Genomic DNA, 19,666 nt, shown 5'->3' with positions numbered 1-19,666 from the left:
GGTATTATTTATTTAAGCTTTGTTGAAAAAGCCATTCTAAAAAGTCAGGTTCTTTAAATGCCTTATTCCAGCTATTATGATCTATGTTTTCATAAAGTGTTAATTTGGCATTGCCTCCGGCATCATTAATAGCCTTGGCCATAACTTTGGAGTGCTCCACTGGCACTATGCTATCCTTTTCTCCATGGAATATCCAAAAGGGAACTTTTTCCGCATAAATTTGAGCGCTATTAGGGTTGTCTCCTCCGCAAATGGGTATGGCTGCCGCAAAAACATCGGGTCTTCTGCTCACAATTTCAAAAGTGCCCATGCCTCCCATGGATAAACCTACTGCATATACGCGTGATTTATCAATGTACTTAAGGGCAAGAAGGGCATCGAGCAATTTTTCTGCCTGCACCATAGCATGAGTAGGCACAGCGTCAGCAGCAAAGTTGAAAGTTCTTTTACCTTCTACTCTGGTGATGTTCACGTCTGCCCAATAGTCTCCCTTCTTACATTGAGGGAAAACCACTACAGCAGGATATTTTTCTCTTTGCTCAAGAAAAAGACTGCCACCATGCACCATTTGCGCCTCATTGTCATTACCTCTTTCTCCTGCTCCGTGTAAAAAGAATACTAATGGATATTGTTTTTTAGGGTCAAAATTATTGGGCAATAACATTCGGTATTTCAAGGTATCGTACCTGCCTGTAACCATATATTCATGGCTATAAGCAGAAAGATCCTGAGCTTTACTTGCCGTAAAGGATAGGCAGCAGCCAATGATTAGTATAAAACAACATATTGCTTTCATCTCCTATTCTGATTTGGCATACTCAAAACCCAGCTCCTGGAGACCATGCTGAACCTCTGGTGCTTGCATAAATAAATTCCATAACAGGCCAGACCTATAATTTTCAATCATTACAGGAATGGGGCCTTGATCTATAGCCAGATAATGTGGCACATACCAATCAGAGGAAATGCTAAACGCATCATAAGGACCATATTCACCAACAAGACTGTCGGCATCGTTGTACAAATATTTTAAGAACGCCATGCTTTCATCTGGCGTATAAGGGAAAGATGATAAAGCTGCGGTAGGCGAAATAACGCCTAAATCTTCCGCTACAGGATGATGCCCTGCATAACCATTGATGGAATAACTTGATGTCAAGCCCCAACAGTTAGGACCATAGCCTTCGTATCCTTTTGGGTTTTCTACACAATATTTGTAATCAATTAGTGCATGATTTTTAGTAGCCTGCCAATAATCAGTATGCTGGTCTTTAAGGTTACGCGGGTCTAAGCCTAAGTAAGAGTAATGAGCCCAAAATAATGGACCTACTGGGTCGTTATTAGTTTCATAATGATCCACTCCAGTTCTTAAGCCCATAAAAACGGTATCCATAGAAATAGAATCATTTCTAGCCCAACCTTTTTCATAAACTTCTTTTGTAATAGGATAAGTAGGTGAAGAAGCGGCCAGCACATACATAACCAAACATTCATTATACCCGCCTACAGGAAAATTCATTTTCCATTCATAATTTGGAGACCAATGCCAGTAAAGTACATCTTCTCCTTTAGTATACCAGCTCCACTCTACCTCTTTCCACATCTTATCTATTTTAGAGGCTACTGCTTTTTCTCTATCATTTCCATCCTTAAAATACTCTCTTACGCTCAGCAAGCCCTGAATTAAAAAAGCGGACTCTACCAGATCTCCACCATCATCCATTTTACTAAACGGTTTGGTGGTGCCATCAGCATTTAGCCAGTGTGGCCAAGCTCCATGAAAACGATCCGCAGCATCAAGGAATTTAACCATTCTTTCAAAACGCTCCAGCCCTTGCTCGCGAGTAATAAAACTCCTTTCAATACCTACTAATATGGCCATGATACCAAAACCAGAACCTCCTATAGTAACCACATTCTTATCATTCTGAGGATATTTGTTATCCATATGCGTACGTTCTCTGGCTAAACCAGAATTCGGCTCTGCATTTTCCCAGAAATACTGAAAGGTCTGATACTGAACTTTAGTTAGTAGAGAATCATCAGAGATGGCTACTTTACTTGTAGAAGACTCTTTTTCTTCATGTTCTGCCTTTTTATTATTGCCACATGAAGTAAAAAATAATGCTCCTGCCACAAAAGTTGACACTAGCAATAAGCTACTTTTAATACGAATTTTTAGTTTATTCTCACAGCGTGATATCATTGATTAGTAAGATTTAAAGTTTAGTTTCTCTAGTCCATTTTTAACTTCTTCATTTTCCATGAAATATTGCCATAATAACCCTGTTCTATAGTTTTCAATCATGATTATTATAGGTCCTTGGTCTATAGCCAAGTACGAATCAGCCACCCATTGCTCTGTATAGCTGAAAGCATCATAAAATCCGTAATTACCCCACAGCTTATCTCCTAATAAATAATAGAAAGTGTGCAATGCTGTCAAGGAGTATTCGGGTGTATAAGGTAATGATGATAATGCTGCTGTTGGGGTTATCACTCCCAAATCGTTAGTAGGTGAGTGCGCAGAATAGCCATTATAATTATCACTGGCTGTGATTCCCCACATTGAGCTATTATAACCAATATAATTTTCAGGGTTTTCAACACAGTAGGAATAATTAATCAGGGTATGATTTTTATTCTGAGTCCAATAGTTAGCATACTGGTCTTCAAGGTTTCGTGGATCTAGCCCAAGAAACGAATAGTGGGCAAAGAATAGCGGGCCGCCCTTATCGTCTCCTAATGGCAATGTATAATTATAGAATGTATGCCCATTAGCCATGGCTCCGTTTGATGCCCAGCCTTGCTGATATGTGGCTAAATCTATACTATGTGTGGGCGATGAAGCGGCCAGCACATAAGTGATCAGGGCTTCATTCCATCCCTTGATGGTGTGGTTCATGGCCCATCCATAATTAGGTGACCAGTGCCAATAAAGTACTTTTTCTCCTCCTCTGGTATACCAATCCCACTCAACGGCTTCCCATAAAGCAGTGATGTTATCTATAATTTCTTTTTCCTCTGGCCGGGTATCATCAAGATACTGCCTAACAGTCAATAATCCTTGTACCATAAACGATGTTTCTACCAAGTCACCGCCATCATCATTGGCACTAAAAGGAATAACATCACCTGTATTTCCATCAAGCCAATGAGGCCAAGCTCCATGAAAACGATCTGCTGTAGTTAAAAAATCAATAATCTTAGTAAACCTAGTTAAGGCTTCAGTTCTGGTAATAAAGCCTCTTTCAACCCCAACAACAATAGCCATAAGCCCAAAGCCTGATCCTCCTACTGTCACTATATTGCCCGAGCTATTTCGCTCTCGTGCCATACCGCTATTGGGCTCAGCCAAATCCCAAAAATATTTAAAGGTCTGCTCTTGTACCTTTGTCAGCAATTGATCATCTGTTAGCTCGGGAAATACCTGTTCATTTCCCAACTCCGTATAAAAGGAAAGCTCTTTACCTCCAAAAGCCTCTTGGTCTTGGCCGGCCAGTGTTTTGGCTACTAAAATTTGATATCTGGTGAGTGGCTCTAAAGTTTTTTCAGGAGTAATTATAATTTCAGATGCATTTTGGCCCCATTGCATTTGTACTCCTGAATTAATTCCATTTTTTTGAATCGAAATACTACTGATTGCTGCAGGAGAATCTAATGGCACTGAAAATTTCAATTTAAAAGAAGGTGATAACAGAATATCTTTATTTATAGCATTGAGATTGAGCGTGTCATTACCCGTGGTTACGCTTAATAATTCAATTTGCTTTGATGCCGTTTTAAAACGATAAGTTTTATTGTTTATAACTTCACCAATAGTAGAACTCAATGAATTTATTGATAGCCGATATACGGTATTATAGTTTAACGGTTGATTAGGTTTTAATAAAATGGTTTGATCATTATCGAGGTAGCTGATAGTAGTTTCCTTCAAAATATTATCAGATTCTACTTTTAATAACACATCTATTTGGCTTCTATCAACAGCAGCGTTTAGTCTGATTAAAATACCCTGATCTACTGCTACACCTTGAGTTACCGATGACTCGCTAAGCGAGATAGTACCATAAGCAACAGTTTGTATTTCAAAGTTATTTGCCGCAGGCTGTTCGGAGTCATCCTTATCAGAACAGGCAAATAATAATGCTATTAAAGAAAAGAAAATGGGTTTGTATTTAATCATAATTTTATAGTTGAGGGCAAGACCGAATGCTAAACAGTCTTGCCCCATCTTCAACTAAACTGTATATGAAAATATTTATCTTATGGCTTCTCTGAATTATACATCAGACGAACTTCTGTGCTAGTAATAGCTTTAGAGAAAATTCTAATATCATCTAGTTCTCCTTTAAAATGGTTATTATTTGGATCAGACGGGTCTGCCCAAGCATCTCCTACCACTCTGTTTTCAGATCCTTGGATAAAACCCAACGCTAATTTATTACCATTAGGATTTCCATTGTATGCAACTCCTGTCACTCTATGCTTCACATCTCCATCAGGCCACAGGTTAAAATTATGCACCTTCACTAATTCAGAATCGATATACATAGAATTCACTCTAGTAACACTATTGTAAGTGACTACTACTTGCACCCATCGGTTATCAAACCAAGTTTCGCCAACACCGCCAGAGGCCGTTACATCTTTATTTAAAGTGGCTCCTTGCCAACCTCCGTTATCTTTGGTTGTTCCATCACCATTATAAAAGCTATCTTCTCCTGTTTTGGTACCATCATCAGTTTTATACATCATGGCCATTTTCAGAGACTTTACACTATCGGCCATTTCAAACTGAAAGCCATACCAAGCCGCAAGTCCTAACACAAATTGGCCTTTTGGCTGAATTTGTGTTTTCACCCAAAAACTAATACTAAAATCATTATGAGATAAAAAATCATCAGCATTAGGTATTTCAATAAGAGAAGTGCTGCCGTTAAAAGAAGCGGCCTTACCTGCATTATTATTTCTAGAGTCTACATAAGTAATATCTTTTATGTATGCTGCTTCAGGATCATAATCACCTATCACATCTTCGGCAGAATTTTCGAAATTGTAATGCGCCACCACACCACTAGGAGCAAACGTGCCCTCTGTAGTAAAAGCCCTGGTAGAATTAGGGTCAATTAACTGACCCGTTTGAGACTTAAGCCCAACAAATGATACTCGGTATAAAGTCCCCTCGCCTAACACTTCTGAAGGTGTTAAAGTCAAAGTATTTCCTGAAACGGTCAGTGTATTTTCTATTTCTGCCAAATCATAATCTCTTATCAGCTTAACAGAAGCATCAGAAACACTAGACTCATCAAGGTTAGAAGAAAACTGCATAGTAATTATAGGGGCAGTTTCTATACCAGTGCTAGGATAAAGACCATTGAGGTCTTCATTAGCAGTGGAAATACCAGTAAGGATAAGTTCAGAATTACCATCATCATCGTTACAGGCGGCACTTAGTAACACAACTAGTGCCAGTATGTATATTTTATTGAATATCTTCATTTTTTATAACGTTAATAGCTACTACTGATTACCAATTATCATTTTGTTTCAATGAACCTTCAGTAAGGTCTATCTCAGTTTGAGGGATAGGCAATACTTCATGCTTGTTAGCTTTAAAACCTAATGGACCTAAAACCTGTGGAGCTTTTCCTGTACGCACTAAATCCCAGAATCTATGCCCTTCCATGGCCAATTCGTGGCGTCTTTCTTCTAAAATTAAATCCCTTAAGGCACCTTGCGCTGTTTCTGTAATATCAGGTAAAATTGAATCATCACCACCTCTTGCACGCGCTCTCACCTGGTTAAGGTAAATCAATGCCTGAGCTGGCTTATTATTTTCATTAAGTGCCTCAGCTGCATTCAATAAAACTTCGGCATACCTTATCAGTCTTCTATTGTGCGCTCGTGAGTCTTCAGGAGTTGCTCCTGGAGTCCATACTTTTTGATTATAAGTTTCATTGGCGTCATCCGTAAGGTCATCACCTATAATGGTCACACCATCGATCACCTCACCTAAGAAAATGACTGTAGCCTCCATTCTTGGGTCATCGTTATCAAAAGAGTTGATAAGGTCAGGAGTAGGCCTGTTAAAACCATAACCTCTGTTAGGATTGCCTCGCACACCTTGTGCATAAGCATATTCGTTTCCTCCCGCAGTTGTATTTTGAGCCCCTACACCTCCTACTTCAAATACTGATTCTATACCAAATTCTCCATTAACACTATTGGCATCTGCAAAATCTACCTCCAAGCCATACTCCATACTGTTAATCACTTCTAATGCATATAACTCAGCGCTGTCATACTGCTGTTTATATAAATAGGTTCGAGACAACAAAGCTTTGGCCGCGCCTTTTGTAGCTCTTCCTAGGTTGCTTTCGGCCATTCCAGATTTCTCAGGAAGCATTTCTATGGCATTTCTTAAATCGCCAATAATAACATTATACACCTCATCTTTAGAAGATTTGCTCATACCACTTTCAGGAGTTGTAGAGTTCACTATAGGAACCCCGCCAAAGCCCCTTACCAAATCAAAATAGAACAGCGCACGCAAGAACTTTGCCTCACCAATGTATCTGTTCTTAAGGCTGGCATCCATTTCTATTGAAGGTACTTTTTCTATCACCACATTAGCTCTCCTTACCCCAGTATAGAGGGCTCTCCACCAGCTATTGATCACCGTGTTGGTAGGTGTATGTTCAAACTTATCAAAAGGAAGCAATGTAGAAGCTCCATCATCGGGGTTACTCCCTTTGCTGGCATCATCAGACATAATATCATCAATAGGAAAATACCCTCTGTGATAGTTACCATCTCTCAGCGTGGAATAAACGGCATTGGTAGCAGAAAGTGCGTCATCAGCACTAACAGGGAAATTTTCTTGGTTGAGCTGCCCCTGTAGAGGCTTATCCAAAAACTTATCTTCACATGCAGTAACTGCGAAAACGAGTAGTGGAAGAATATATATATATTTAAATAATTTCATAAGTCTTAAATTCTAGAAGGTTAGATTTAGTCCTATAGTATAAATACTTGATACTGGGTATGAGCCAAGGTCCACATTACTCAATAATGGATTTGTTGAGCCTGTAACTTCAGGACTATAACCTGTATAATCAGTAACTGTAAAAATATTAGTACCTCGGGCGAATACCGATGCGCTTTGAATGGCCAATCTGTTAGCAAAGGCAGCAGGCACTTTGTATGAAATAGTAACATTTCTTAACCTGAAGAAATCTCCACTCTGCAAGAAATGAGTAGATGGCTCATAGTTATTTCCTCCTTGTGAAGGTCTTGGTTCAGAATTGCTAGTTCCTTCACCTCTCCAATAACCACTTACGTGTTGCTCGAAGTTGTAAAGGTTAGGTCTAATCAACTCTTTAATATTATAGATTTCATTACCACCTTGACCTTGGAAATCGAGGCCTAAGCTTATGTTTTTATATGTTACCCCTAAATTGATACCATAGTTGTAAGTAGGAATAGGCGAACCAATATTTGTTCTATCATCGCCATTGATTACTCCATTACCATCATAATCTACAAATTTAAGGTCACCTACCTGAGCGCCTGGCAATGATGGGTAATTAGCTAACTCCTCTTCGTTTTGAAATACGCCATCAGCAATGTAACCGTAAAACGCTCCAATAGGATCTCCCTTTTGCGTTCTTGTAATGGTTCTGGCATTGTTAGTTCCGAATAATGCTGCGTTACCGGCTCCAAAGCTGCTAATATCTGTAGTTTCATTATGGATAGTTGTTCCTACAACGCCAACATTATATTCAATATCACCAACTCTATCATTCCAATTTAAGGCCAGTTCAAAACCTCTGTTTCTTACTTCGGCAGCATTATAAGTAACTTGGTTACTACCATTACCAAAATACCCCGGCACATCTAGTGCTACTAAAATATCTGATGTTAATCTGTTGTAGTAATCTATTTCACCTGTTAAACGATTATCAAAAAAGCCTAACTCAATACCAATATCAATTTGTTTATTTTCTTCCCATACTAAATTAGGATTACCTAATGCACCATAAGTTTGACCTGGAGCTAAGGCCTCATCAGGACCAAAAACACCATTGACACCATTATCAACTACTGAATAAACTCTTGAATAGTCGATTTTTTCATTACCAATGATACCCCAACTGGCTCTTAGTTTTAAATCACTAAAAAGGTTAAGGTTATTCACAAAATCTTCGTTAATAAGATTCCAACCTAAGGCTAAAGAAGGGAAATTTCCAAATCGGTTATCGCCTAGAAACTTAGATGAGCCATCGCGCCTGAAGGTTGCGGTAAAAAGATACTTATCATTATAAGTATAGTTTAACCTTCCTAAATATGATACCATAGAATAGTTAAGCCCCGGCTCTACGGTATTCGTTAATTGAGACGGATCAATGTTATTACTATTAATATATCTAAAGTCTTCTTCTGACCTGAAAAGGTCTAACCCAACTAATTCTGTATACTCATTAGTATTATCTTGCAAAGTATAACCTGCTAACGCATCTATCCTATGCTTACCTATTTCTTTGTGGTAGTTAACCGTGTTTTCAAACAACCATTGCGCTCTATCTGAGGTCCTTTTTGTTAACCTACTCTGGTCTGCCTTTTGTGTTGGAGAAACAAAAAATTCAGGCAAAAAGCTCTCGTATTTTTCATACGCAGCGTCTACACCTAAACTAGTTTTAAAGGTAAAGTCTTTTAAAAATTTCGCTTCTAAGAAAAAGTTACTCACTGTTCTTATGCCTCTTGTTTTACGATCTGTATCGTATTGTAAATCTGCCAGCACATTACCTACACCAGGCACTTGAGAAAAAGATCCATCAGCCTGAAAAGGTTCGATTACCGGAGATGCTCTATAAGCAGTAAGAGGAGCATCAGAGCGTGTATCATTCTTTACAGTAGGTGTAACAGTAATATTGTTTCCCACCGTGATGTTATCAGAAATTTTAAACCTATTATTCATTTTCAAGGTCACTCTCTGATATTTTGATTCAGGGATAATACCTTCTTGGTCAAAATAACCTACACCAAAATAGTATTGATTTCTATCAGAAGCTCCACTTAATGAAACTTGATAGTTTTGAATAGGTGCTGTTTCAAAAATTTCATCTTGCCAGTCTACATTAGGAGCAGCATAAACATTATTGTAAGTTCCTGGAGTAATCTGATTGACTACCTCTGCATATTCAGGCCCGCTAAGCAAGTCTATTTTCTTCTGTAAAACTTGCAGGCTGTAATCTGCACTTACCGTAACCACAGGTTTCTCCTGACCCTTTTTACCAATTTTTGTAGTTATAATAATAACACCATTAGCACCTCTACTACCATAAATGGCTGTAGCTGAAGCATCTTTTAATACCTCCATCGATTGGATATCAGCGGCATTTAAATAATCAATGTTATCAGTGATCATACCATCTACTACATAAATAGGAGATGGATTACCCGGAGTACCTACCCCTCTAATTCTTACCGTAGGTGATGACCCCGGAGCACCAGAACCACTACTTACCTGTACACCGGCCATTTTTCCTTGCAATGACTGCATAGGATTAGAAGCGGGCACTTTTACAAGTTCTTCGCTATCGATAGATGAAACAGAACCCGTCAAATCTGACTTGCGTACCGTACCATAACCGATTACTACTACCTCGGCAAGCTCGTTGATGTCACTTTGTAATTGTACATCAATAGAAGACCTTCCATTTACTTGTTCTTTTTCGCTTACATAGCCTATAAAAGAAAATACCAATATGTTTCTGTCAGAATTTACCGAAAGAGAATAATTACCATTAAAATCGGTTACTGTTCCCTTGGTAGTTCCTTCTATAAGAATATTAACCCCCGGTAAGGGTTCCCCGTCATCGGCAGAGGTAACTCGCCCCTGCACCACATTCTGTGCTTGCACATCAATAGCCATAATTGCTAAAATGAGCAAACATGATACTCGTAGAAATTTAATCATAAGGTTAAAATGAATCTTAATTTTATCAATCGATTGCAATTAATGCTTAATGCTAGATGTATGTTTAGAATTTACCAAAAAACAATTACAAATAACCCCACAATTATGTCTTATACACACCAGTATTGAAGTGACATTTTGCGCTTAATAAACAATCATTTTAGGGCTATTTGAACTATTTTGAGTTTTAATCACAAATGCATTGCGCATTAATAACAAACCGGACAACTCCGAGTTATTTCTCGAAAATGTAGTAGAAATTAAGATTAGATTTAAGCCCAATAAAAAGGCCGGAAAACCTACTAAAAGTAAGTAATCCGGCCTGAAAACTTGACCTTATGTTAACTACCCCTTATTTAATTCTTCTATACTGACCTCTTTGGAATTATCAGTTATTAGAAAATCTTTTTTTGTTCTATTAATATAAGCTAATGCCTTTACTTGCTCTAGCATAAAAACGGGAATCTGCTCTAGGGCCTTCCACACTGGCTTAGGAGCTTCTCCTAGCTGCAATACCAGCAGAAAATTGCAAACAAAAAACACTAAAGAAATTATCAAAAACCCTGCTGATACCGGTGAAATAAACAATGAAACCAGAATAAGCGCAGCCGTACCTATACAAAGTAAAAACAATGGCGGAAAGCTGTTATAAACACCAAATAGCACCTGATTCCAGCTTTTATTCTTTACGCCTAAAAATGCAACTGCTAATGATGCTTTTAAATTATCGAAGTATGATTTTAACCACCTGCTCCTTTGATTTTGGATTTGATTTTTATCCTCCAGCTTTTCATCATACACTATGGCATCGTACTCATACGAAATCACATAGTCTTTTTTTATAATGTAATTGGCCAGCATCTTATCTTCACCAGATATTACACCGTCTATCTGCTGGTTGATTAAATCGCTATTAAGAAACTCTTGTAAAAGACCTGTTTCTAAGGCCATTCCAGAGCCAGATATGCCAGAGGAGGAGCCTAACTTATAAGGCACATACTTATCAGAGTAGTTATGGTACAACTCCCCGGCCGCATCTAATGCTGCTACAGGAGTATCCATATTTTTGGCCACACGCCTACCTTGTACCGCAGGATAATACGTTCTATGAATGTTTACTTTACTTAGAAAATCCCTGTGTACAAGATTGTCGGGGTCTAAAATAATGGAAGTGTCGTGCTGCCTGACAAAATTATCAATAGCATACCGAATAGATTTGAGCTTAGAGTTAAGGTGAGTAATGGGTAACAGCACCGTAACTTTATCGCTTTCAATGTTTAAATCCTCGCCTTCGCAAGCATCAGCAACCACGTATACATGATAGTTTTGATACTTCGATAGGGAAATTGACTTCAAAAGAGCAGGTATTAATTTCATGCTTTTATAAGCAGTAATAATTAATGCCATATCTTTTTCATCTTTTTCTTCAGGAAACTCTACCTTGTTTACAGTGAGGGAGATTAATGTGGCAACCAAATTGAATAACAGCAAGCATACCACTGCTGCTATGAATACAGTAAGAAGAGTGAACATGTTGAGTTGGTTTTGTTGATTAATAGGTTATTTTTAATTTAATCACAAACCATTCTAAAACAAAATATATTTATATAAATTCAATATTTAAAACAAGATTTTAACTTAATTAACAATTTTAAATATCGAATTATTAACCAAACACAAAATATAACAATCGCTAATATTTATTCCATTATTCAACATTCTTATAATAGAATATTAAAATAATACAACAGATCAAACAACTACCAGATTAATCATATTGTTGTTTATACAGACCTAGCAAAAGCAGAGCAGCATTAATATAAAGCATAAGATAGAATACTCGAAAAAGAATGGTGTCAATACATTTCACAATAAGAGCAGTGGCTAGAGCTTATACCATTAAAACACCGTGTCATTGGAACCCGGAGTGAATATAAGTAAAGTTCAGGTGCTATTGATGCATAACTAACCAGACAAGCAGTCAATGCCTACCTCTATGGAAGAGAATTAAAAACACTTTAGAATGAAACTTCTCTGACTCCGCTATATAGCTAGTATATTTGGGAGAGCATTTCAGACAACTTCTGGTAAAGAGACATCACGTTTAAGAAAGTTTGTTTTAGACAATAACAATGTATACATAATATATTGTGGACCTGATTGTCGAAATGCTGCAATATATAGATTAAATGACATGCTCTCAGTGAATATTTTTGGTATCTTAAAACTAATGTGGCCGTGCTGAGCACATGAGCAATGTAAATTACATTAATTAGGTCTTTTACATAAACCTGAGCAGGCTACATGGAAAAACCGACAACTCAACTATAACAATTAAATGTTCGAGCAATTCAGAGACAAATTTCACCTTGATGAAAATAAATGGAACGAATATATTTTCTTATCCTAACTGCATTAAGCTCCTGTAATTTTCAATTTGATAATTCTGAGACGTCCGAAATAGGATCAATGAACCCTTACTGCCTCGATAGTTTGGCTTGGGAACAAATGTGCTCCAAATTTTCAATTGACAGTATTAAAGATAAAAAACTTTTAAAACGAGTGAAGGACATTAAAAACCACTTCATTAAACCTGAGTATATACTATATTTTGACGAAGAACCTACAGAAATTATTGGGTGTGATTCGTATTCAATAAAAGTAGTATACAATGAAAAAATAGCAGATCAATTAATGACTGGGCGCTCACCCTTTTTAAGCAATGCTCAACAAAAAAGAATAAGAAATAGAGTTTTGAATGAGCTTTCGAAATATCAATGTGAGGAAGGAAGATTAGAAACTCTAGAAAAGCTAAAAGAAGAAGTTCCTTTTGCTGAATTGCATAGAGATTATCCTCTTAGTCTGCAACCAGAAATGATGGAGGCAATTTCGGATGAGGATATAAAAACTAATAAACCATAACATTCGGCCTTTCGTACTTAATAGAAAGCCAGTCAAATCACGGATTTGGTTTAGTTGCAAAATGAAATTATAGAACTCAAATCAGCCAAGCTTTATGCAGGAGGCTTTAGCTCCAATTTATTTATTGACAGATGAGTTATAGAAAACAAGAAGTAAATATTCCTACCGACTGGGAGATTAAGCGCCATGAGTTTTACAACATTGACATAGCTGACAACTCATCAGAGAACGACAAATACTCTTTAATTTTTGTTCAAGAAGACATGTTGTGGATAAAAAAAAGAAATTACAATCTTGACTTAGGTTGGTACGGAGGAGACGATTTAGATAATAAATGGACTGGATTCTGCATTTACTTATATCGTGGTGACGATTGGAATAAATGCGATCTTTTAGAAAAACACACTACTAGGAATAAGAAAAGCGTTGTTGACCTACTTCATCGTTTAATCCAATCCGTTGACAACGGAGAGTATGAAATATTATTGGCTATCAAATTGATGAAAACGACAGAACAAATCAAAACTCAATGGAGGACTTTAAAACATATTCCGCAAGAAAATAAACTGGCAATAATCAAGTAAACCGTCCTAATCGATTTGCTGCTTAGGGAGATTCTCACACTACGTGTAGAGCACATATCTCATACTACAAAATTCATTAAATCTCAGAATTTCAATCATTTACTACTTATTATTTCTTTATTAAATACACAAAAACTATATTAAGTTATAAAATACATCTACAGTAAATAATTTAATATATGTCACTTTTTAAGAGAATATTCGGAAAAGGAACTAAAGAGTCTGATGAAAGAGTTAATGACGATGTTGAAAAAATTAAGTCTGGCGAAATAACGAAAATATACCCTATACTAAAACCAGGCAACTGGGTAGGTATTCAGGCTGGTGCATTGAAGCAAACCTTAATAGGTTCACCGGAAGATCCCCAGCTAGTAGTAGGTTTTGGATATGACACTCCCTCTAATTTTATATTTTTAATGCCAAAAGATTTAGAAGGAAAAGACCCAAATGCACTTTTAAAGCAGGCCTACGATAATCTAGAAGAAATAGAATCTAAATTTGAAGTTTCTGACAAGCTGGGCGGAAAAGTAATTACCGCATCTGGCAATGACTTTGCAGCTGAAAAGATTCTATGCAAAAGCCACATGATGAAAGCTCATGAACTTTTACAAGCTGAAGAACTTTTAGTTTCGATACCGAGAAGAAGATGTATGATGATTACCTCTCGATTTGTGGACAACGAAACCCTAAGCATTTTCGAATCTCTTCATTTCGATGCCTGGCAAGATGACTCTTTCGGAAATGCCCAATTTTGGATGGATTTTTTGTAGTAATTAACGGAGAGATAGATGGCCTAATACCTCTAGGTTAAATGCACTTTGAGCATCTCTTGTTCCACTTAACAAAATGAAGCCACTTATTCGTTTTAGCAGCAAACCTATGACTAAGAAGCAATTGCCCATGTAAAATTGATAGAGGTAGGATGTAATAAAAAGAAAAATTATTAATTGTATTTTTTACAAATAATAATTTTATTATGCTTCAGTATTATACTGATAATATTATTTCAACCTACAACCTCATAAAGATGATTAATTTTACAAAAACTGGATTAAAGATAATCCTACTCACCTGTGTCCTTTTATCATGCGTAGAAGAAGACATAGAAAACACCTCGCCACAAAAAGTGGCCACCTCAAAACCTCAAAATAATAGCGCCATACCAGTACAATCAAGCTTTTGGGAGCTATCTGGCAATACCGTTTCTCATGACCCAACTGTAATTAAAGAACCCAATGGCTTATGGTGGGCATTTATGACAGGCCAAGGTATAGGTGTTAAATATTCTTCGGATGGTTTATACTGGACCCAAGGCATTCAGGTTTTTCCTAATGAACTTTCTTGGTGGCGCAGTTATGCACCAGAAATGGGCAATAATGATGTCTGGGCGCCATCCTGTTTATACTATCGAGATAGATATTGGCTTTATTATGCTATCTCACAATTTGGCACTAATACTTCAGCCATAGGTTTAACTTCCTGCCCCAGTATTGTTGGTGGAGGTTGGAGAGATGATGGCTTGGTACTGAGCACCAACAATAGCAGCGCTGCCAATGCCATAGACCCTAATGCATTTCTTGATGCCAGCGGCAAGCCTTGGTTAGTCTATGGTTCTTGGTTTGACGGAATAAAAGTAGTAAGACTTAAAGATGCCGATATGAAACCGACAGGCACACACTATGCCATTGCTCGCAAAAGTGGAGGCATAGAAAACCCGGCCATCGTCTACCATGATGGATATTATTACTTATTTATTTCTCTTGGAGTTTGTTGCAACGGCACTAATAGCACTTATAAGATAGCTTATGGCCGATCTACCAGCATTACAGGTCCCTATTATGACAAAAATGGGGTCAACATGCTTAACGGAGGGGCTACTATACTTGATGCTGGCAATGCAAAATGGGTGGGCCCAGGAGCAGAAGATGTTTACAAACACAATGGTAACTATATAATGAGCAGGCATGCCTATGATGCCGAAGATAATGGCACACCTAAAATGCTTATTAGTGATTTGTACTTTGTCAACGGGTGGCCTACTTATTAATTTAAAATAAATGGTATGGAATTACCTGACCTCTATATTTTATTTACTTTACAAAATCCAGCAGGTAATTCCATCTCTTTAAATATTATGTAATCAAAAAAATGCTCTTACCAGCTCCTCTTCGCTAATATTGCTAAAGTAATCACTACTTTTTATTTCCTTTAGCGTTTGTAAAATCACCTCTTCTCTATGTTCTTTCCCAATAAGAGCTTCCACCACCGGATCAATATCCTTATTCACAAAATAATCTCCAAAGATTTCTAAAGCAGTAATTACTCCTTTCTCCACATTCATGTGTACCTCCACATGGCCACCTACTGTCTTTACTCCATGCTTTAAGCCATAGTTGGGTGAATGCCCAAAATTCCATCCCCAGGTGCTGTATTTTTCATCTGCCAGCTGTTGTATAGCTGCTTTGTCAGCCTCAGAAAGTGTATAAGGTTTAGCATCAGGGTACATGTGTGTAATATGATCCATTACCTTCTTTCTAAACTGATCTACACCAATATCCTCCTTCAGGTGAGATGAAATGTTAGTGACTCTGCTACGCACTGATTTCCTGGCTTTATCCTGAAACTTCAGCGGATTTACCTTCAGGGCATCTGAAATATCTTTAATCTCAGACGAATAAAGTAAAGTACCATGATGCAACACGCGCTTTCTTTGATGAAATATGTGCTCAGCATTTCCAGAGAACTTCTGATCGTTAATTAGAATATCATTTCTGCCTGAAAAATGAGCTTGTACGCCCAAAGAAGCCAGCACATCAATAATAGGCTGATTGTATTTTTTAAAATCTACTTTGGCACCTTCATCACCAAAGCCCATGATAAAAGTATAATTTATGTTTCCAAGATCATGAAAAACTGCACCTCCTCCAGTAAGCCTACGCACCACTTTAATGCCCCTTTCTTTCACATGGTCCACATTTATCTCGGCTATGGTATTCTGATGTTTCCCCACAATAATGGCATTATCATTTCGCCAAAGCATGAAAATGTTTTCATCAGAATTTTTAAGAAAATACTCTTCTACCGCCTGGTTAAAGTAAGGCTCAATACTAGAATTATCTATACACAACATACGCTTAAGGTTTGGGCTAAATTAACGAATGACAAGCTATTCTGAAACCTATTGGTATAGGCTCCCCTTTCTATTAAATCTTAGAAGTAGACATGTGTAAATAAGTTCCACAAAAAACTTAGCAACTTATATGCTCCATCGATTAATAAAACATTCCAGCATCTAAATATGATTCAATAAATATATCGACCTAATCATTGTAGTATCCCGATACCGCGTGTATAAACCCCGGTACAAATCAGGCCTTCTCATTTCAGAAGGCTAAACATATCACTGACCACAAATGTTTTATATGATTAGATGGTTAGTGCGACTGTTAAGCATTATCAAATATGGCTACCAATAGACATAACATATCTGAATAATTAAATTATTAACAAATCAGATGTGATTTTTCGGCCATTACAGTATTGCTATTAAACCAATAACATTAAAGACATGTATAGTATTATTTACCTAAGCAAGGCAAATGAATATTTCAGTTTATATGACCTTATTGGTCTTGCAGATAAGGCCAAGAAAAAAAATGAAGCGTTAGAACTTACAGGTTTTTTGCAGTACAGAGATAATAATTTCTTACAATACTTAGAAGGTGATGAGGTTACTGTCAAATACCTCATGAAAACCATTGAACAGGATAGCCGACATCAAATAATTAACTTATTAGAAGTTCCCACATCTAAAAACAGGTTGTTTTACGATTGGCACATGTGCTATGTAAAGCAAGAAAGCCCTATACAACTTAGCTTAGTGGATCTACTGCAAGATGTAATAACCCATCTCGACAACCCTATTTATAATGGCGAGTATTTAAACCTCCGGATAACTCGGTTACTCAATAAAATTTCAGAAGTTAGAAATCAAACTAAATCACATTTCCCTAACAATGTAAATGCACCAGACTTCATGATAAACTAATTAGCTAATAATTAACAAATAGCGTTTTCACTATCTATTAAAGCACCTATTTTTTATTGTTTTACATGCAGACACACCTGCTTATAAATTTTGAGCTAAATGGTCTTTTACTGTCGCAGATACATTGTTAACAATAATTTTTTTTGCGATACACTACTTACCGCCTTACTTTTCAACAAGAGATTCTAGCTTCTTTACTACTATAAATAATGTAATCTTTCAAAGCTTTAAGAGTTCCCTTCCTATTTGCATTACTTTTTTTAAAGTAATAGCATCCTATAAATGAACTAAATATGCTTTTCAAGAAATAAATTAGTTATTATTTCAATAAAAATATTTATTAATCAACTATAAAAATATTATTTTGCATAATTCTATTAAAAAAAGAGATTGATCAAAATAAATTTATAGTTATGAATTTTTTAAAAGTTAGCATTTTTTGCCTTTCAATGGGGCTTTTCACCTATTGTTCTTCATCGAAGTCCGAACCAGAAGAACAAGAAACTACTGAAGCAACAACTACGGAAGAGACTAGCGATGCACCAGAAGCTACAGAACCAGTAAAAGAAGAAGTAGCGGCTGTATGTGTATGGGAAAACATTTCCATTAGAAAAGAGCCATCATCAAAATCTAAATGGTTAACATCTTTAAGCTTAGGAGAGACTTTAACCAGCTTAAAATCTACTGCGAAGGACAGTTTAGATAACAACAGAGAGTATACTTTAGTAACATTAGCCGATGGCACTAAGGGCTGGGCATTATCAGATTTTATCATTGAAGATGCCAAGGTAGGTGTTTTTGTAGATGAGGTTTCTATTTACAAACGCCCTGACCTACTAACTAAAACAGACAATAAGTTTCAAGAAATGGACATTATCGCCATTAAATCTACCGAAGGTGACTGGTTAGAAGTAGTAGGCAAAAGAACCGGTGGTAAATGGCTACAAACTGGATGGGTGAAAAAGGGTAACATTTCAGAAAGTGATATTGATGTGGCCGTTGCCAAATTTGCTCAACCTGCAATGCTACTAAACGACCCTGCGAAGAAGGAAGCGGCTATCTCAGAAATAGTAAACAATGCAGACCTCTCCACTTCAAGCTTTATTCCTGCTTTACAAGAAGAGCTTAACAAGCTGCAAGCTAAAGAAGAAACAGTAGAGCCGGATTCAGAAGTATATGAAGAAGAGGAAGTAATAACTCAAGAAGAACTTGAAGAAGGAGAATAACGAAATTTCTTTTTAAAAAATAAAGCCCAATTCAATATTGAATTGGGCTTTATTTTTTATTATTTCACTGATTTATTATTTATAATACGGTTTATCTGATCAAGCATTAACTGATTCATTTCTTTTAAACGCTCCGTTTCTTCTCTCTGCTGAGATAACTCTTCAATTAATGAAGAGATAACTTTATCTTGCTTAATAGAATAAAGTGTTAACTCTTCGATTTTTCTCAAAAGATTAGCATCCATTTCTGCTAAATAAAACCCATCAGCAGCTACCTCCTGCTCAGAAGGAATATTTGGCAAGTGACCATGCAAATTGATATATTTTTCTACCTCGCTTAAATCGGCCAATTGATACCCATCTTTAAAAACATAATCAGACCAATTAGAATAACTAGCCACTTTCACCTCTGTTGCTGCTATTTTGCCATTTACCCCTAATTTATACCCTTTAGGGTTAGTAGTTCCTATACCAACATTACCATTTTCTAAAATTGCTATATCGATATTTTGATAGCCCGTTGGGTCTGACTCAACATCATAACCAGTTGCAATATAGGCTACACCATTAAAGCTGCCAAAAATAGTACCTTTATTATTATTCTCGTTTCTTAGTCTAAAACCTCTTGCCCATCCCCCAGTAGTCCCTACAGTCATTTCCATACCAAAATCATAAGTTTTCAAGTGTCCAGATCCACTTAATTTAATATCTAATTTATGTTGTGGAGTAACTGTGCCAATTCCAATATTACCAGTATCTTGAATTAGATTTTGAGCAAATAAATTTGAACTCACAAGAAAAAACAACACTACTTTAACAACTTTCATAATTCTATTTCTTTTATTCAAAATTATACATTGTTACCCCAAAATGGAATGAATATTCAAATTAGTTAACCAACATA

15 protein-coding genes are annotated in these 19,666 nt (G+C 36.7%); 6 read left to right on the top strand and 9 right to left on the bottom strand.

Annotation, left to right across the window (positions count from 1 at the left end; all coding sequences use genetic code 11):
* Positions 1–4: 4 nt before the first annotated feature.
* The 7 genes from ACXACQ_RS05910 to ACXACQ_RS05880 form a co-directional block, all read right to left on the bottom strand.
* On the bottom strand, positions 5–796 hold the full coding sequence (locus tag ACXACQ_RS05910; protein ID WP_474975013.1) for a carboxylesterase family protein: 792 nt from the start codon (positions 794–796) through the stop codon (positions 5–7).
* A 3-nt stretch (positions 797–799) separates the two neighbouring features.
* A complete protein-coding gene (locus ACXACQ_RS05905; RefSeq protein WP_474975012.1) occupies positions 800–2,206 on the bottom strand; it encodes a glucoamylase family protein in 1,407 nt (468 codons plus the stop codon).
* 3 nt (positions 2,207–2,209) lie between these two features.
* Positions 2,210–4,186 carry a glucoamylase family protein gene (locus ACXACQ_RS05900; RefSeq protein ID WP_474975011.1) on the bottom strand — a complete coding sequence of 659 codons (1,977 nt, stop codon included), beginning with the start codon at positions 4,184–4,186 and terminating at the stop codon, positions 2,210–2,212.
* Positions 4,187–4,266: 80 nt separating this feature from the next.
* Positions 4,267–5,502: an Ig-like domain-containing protein gene (locus tag ACXACQ_RS05895; protein ID WP_474975010.1), complete on the bottom strand. Its 1,236-nt coding sequence runs from the start codon at positions 5,500–5,502 to the stop codon at positions 4,267–4,269.
* 28 nt (positions 5,503–5,530) lie between these two features.
* The gene (locus tag ACXACQ_RS05890) at positions 5,531–6,988 is read right to left on the bottom strand and encodes a RagB/SusD family nutrient uptake outer membrane protein (protein WP_474975009.1); all 1,458 of its coding nucleotides are present in this window, start codon (positions 6,986–6,988) and stop codon (positions 5,531–5,533) included.
* A 12-nt stretch (positions 6,989–7,000) separates the two neighbouring features.
* Positions 7,001–9,982 (bottom strand): SusC/RagA family TonB-linked outer membrane protein, encoded by a 2,982-nt coding sequence (locus ACXACQ_RS05885; protein WP_474975008.1) that lies wholly within the window; start codon positions 9,980–9,982, stop codon positions 7,001–7,003.
* Between the two features lie 345 nt (positions 9,983–10,327).
* On the bottom strand, positions 10,328–11,515 hold the full coding sequence (locus ACXACQ_RS05880) for a glycosyltransferase family 2 protein (RefSeq protein WP_474975007.1): 1,188 nt from the start codon (positions 11,513–11,515) through the stop codon (positions 10,328–10,330).
* A 960-nt stretch (positions 11,516–12,475) separates the two neighbouring features.
* On the opposite strand from ACXACQ_RS05880, the gene ACXACQ_RS05875 reads away from it, so the two are divergent.
* From ACXACQ_RS05875 to ACXACQ_RS05860, 4 genes are all read left to right on the top strand, one after another.
* Positions 12,476–12,904 carry a hypothetical protein gene (locus tag ACXACQ_RS05875; protein ID WP_474975006.1) on the top strand — a complete coding sequence of 143 codons (429 nt, stop codon included), beginning with the start codon at positions 12,476–12,478 and terminating at the stop codon, positions 12,902–12,904.
* Between the two features lie 131 nt (positions 12,905–13,035).
* Positions 13,036–13,488, top strand: a complete 453-nt coding sequence (locus ACXACQ_RS05870) for a hypothetical protein (protein ID WP_474975005.1) — start codon at positions 13,036–13,038, stop codon at positions 13,486–13,488.
* Between the two features lie 179 nt (positions 13,489–13,667).
* Positions 13,668–14,258: a hypothetical protein gene (locus tag ACXACQ_RS05865; protein WP_474975004.1), complete on the top strand. Its 591-nt coding sequence runs from the start codon at positions 13,668–13,670 to the stop codon at positions 14,256–14,258.
* A 257-nt stretch (positions 14,259–14,515) separates the two neighbouring features.
* Complete coding sequence (locus ACXACQ_RS05860; RefSeq protein ID WP_474975003.1) at positions 14,516–15,535, top strand: glycoside hydrolase family 43 protein; 1,020 nt, start codon at positions 14,516–14,518, stop codon at positions 15,533–15,535.
* A 93-nt stretch (positions 15,536–15,628) separates the two neighbouring features.
* On the opposite strand, the gene ACXACQ_RS05855 is transcribed toward ACXACQ_RS05860, so the two are convergent.
* On the bottom strand, positions 15,629–16,618 hold the full coding sequence (locus ACXACQ_RS05855) for a lipoate--protein ligase (RefSeq protein ID WP_474975002.1): 990 nt from the start codon (positions 16,616–16,618) through the stop codon (positions 15,629–15,631).
* Between the two features lie 438 nt (positions 16,619–17,056).
* Here ACXACQ_RS05855 and ACXACQ_RS05850 point away from each other — a divergent pair, with 438 nt between their 5' ends.
* On the top strand, positions 17,057–17,536 hold the full coding sequence (locus ACXACQ_RS05850) for a BLUF domain-containing protein (RefSeq protein WP_474975001.1): 480 nt from the start codon (positions 17,057–17,059) through the stop codon (positions 17,534–17,536).
* Between the two features lie 413 nt (positions 17,537–17,949).
* Positions 17,950–18,762 carry an SH3 domain-containing protein gene (locus ACXACQ_RS05845; RefSeq protein ID WP_474975000.1) on the top strand — a complete coding sequence of 271 codons (813 nt, stop codon included), beginning with the start codon at positions 17,950–17,952 and terminating at the stop codon, positions 18,760–18,762.
* A gap of 59 nt (positions 18,763–18,821) precedes the next feature.
* Here ACXACQ_RS05845 and ACXACQ_RS05840 read toward each other — a convergent pair whose 3' ends face one another.
* Positions 18,822–19,589 carry a hypothetical protein gene (locus tag ACXACQ_RS05840; RefSeq protein ID WP_474974999.1) on the bottom strand — a complete coding sequence of 256 codons (768 nt, stop codon included), beginning with the start codon at positions 19,587–19,589 and terminating at the stop codon, positions 18,822–18,824.
* Positions 19,590–19,666 lie beyond the last annotated feature (77 nt).

The sequence above is a fragment of the Fulvivirga sp. AWR4_260 genome (genome assembly GCF_056158185.1).
Note: the sequence above shows the minus strand (reverse complement) of the source record. Positions and strands in the feature narration are given on the sequence as shown.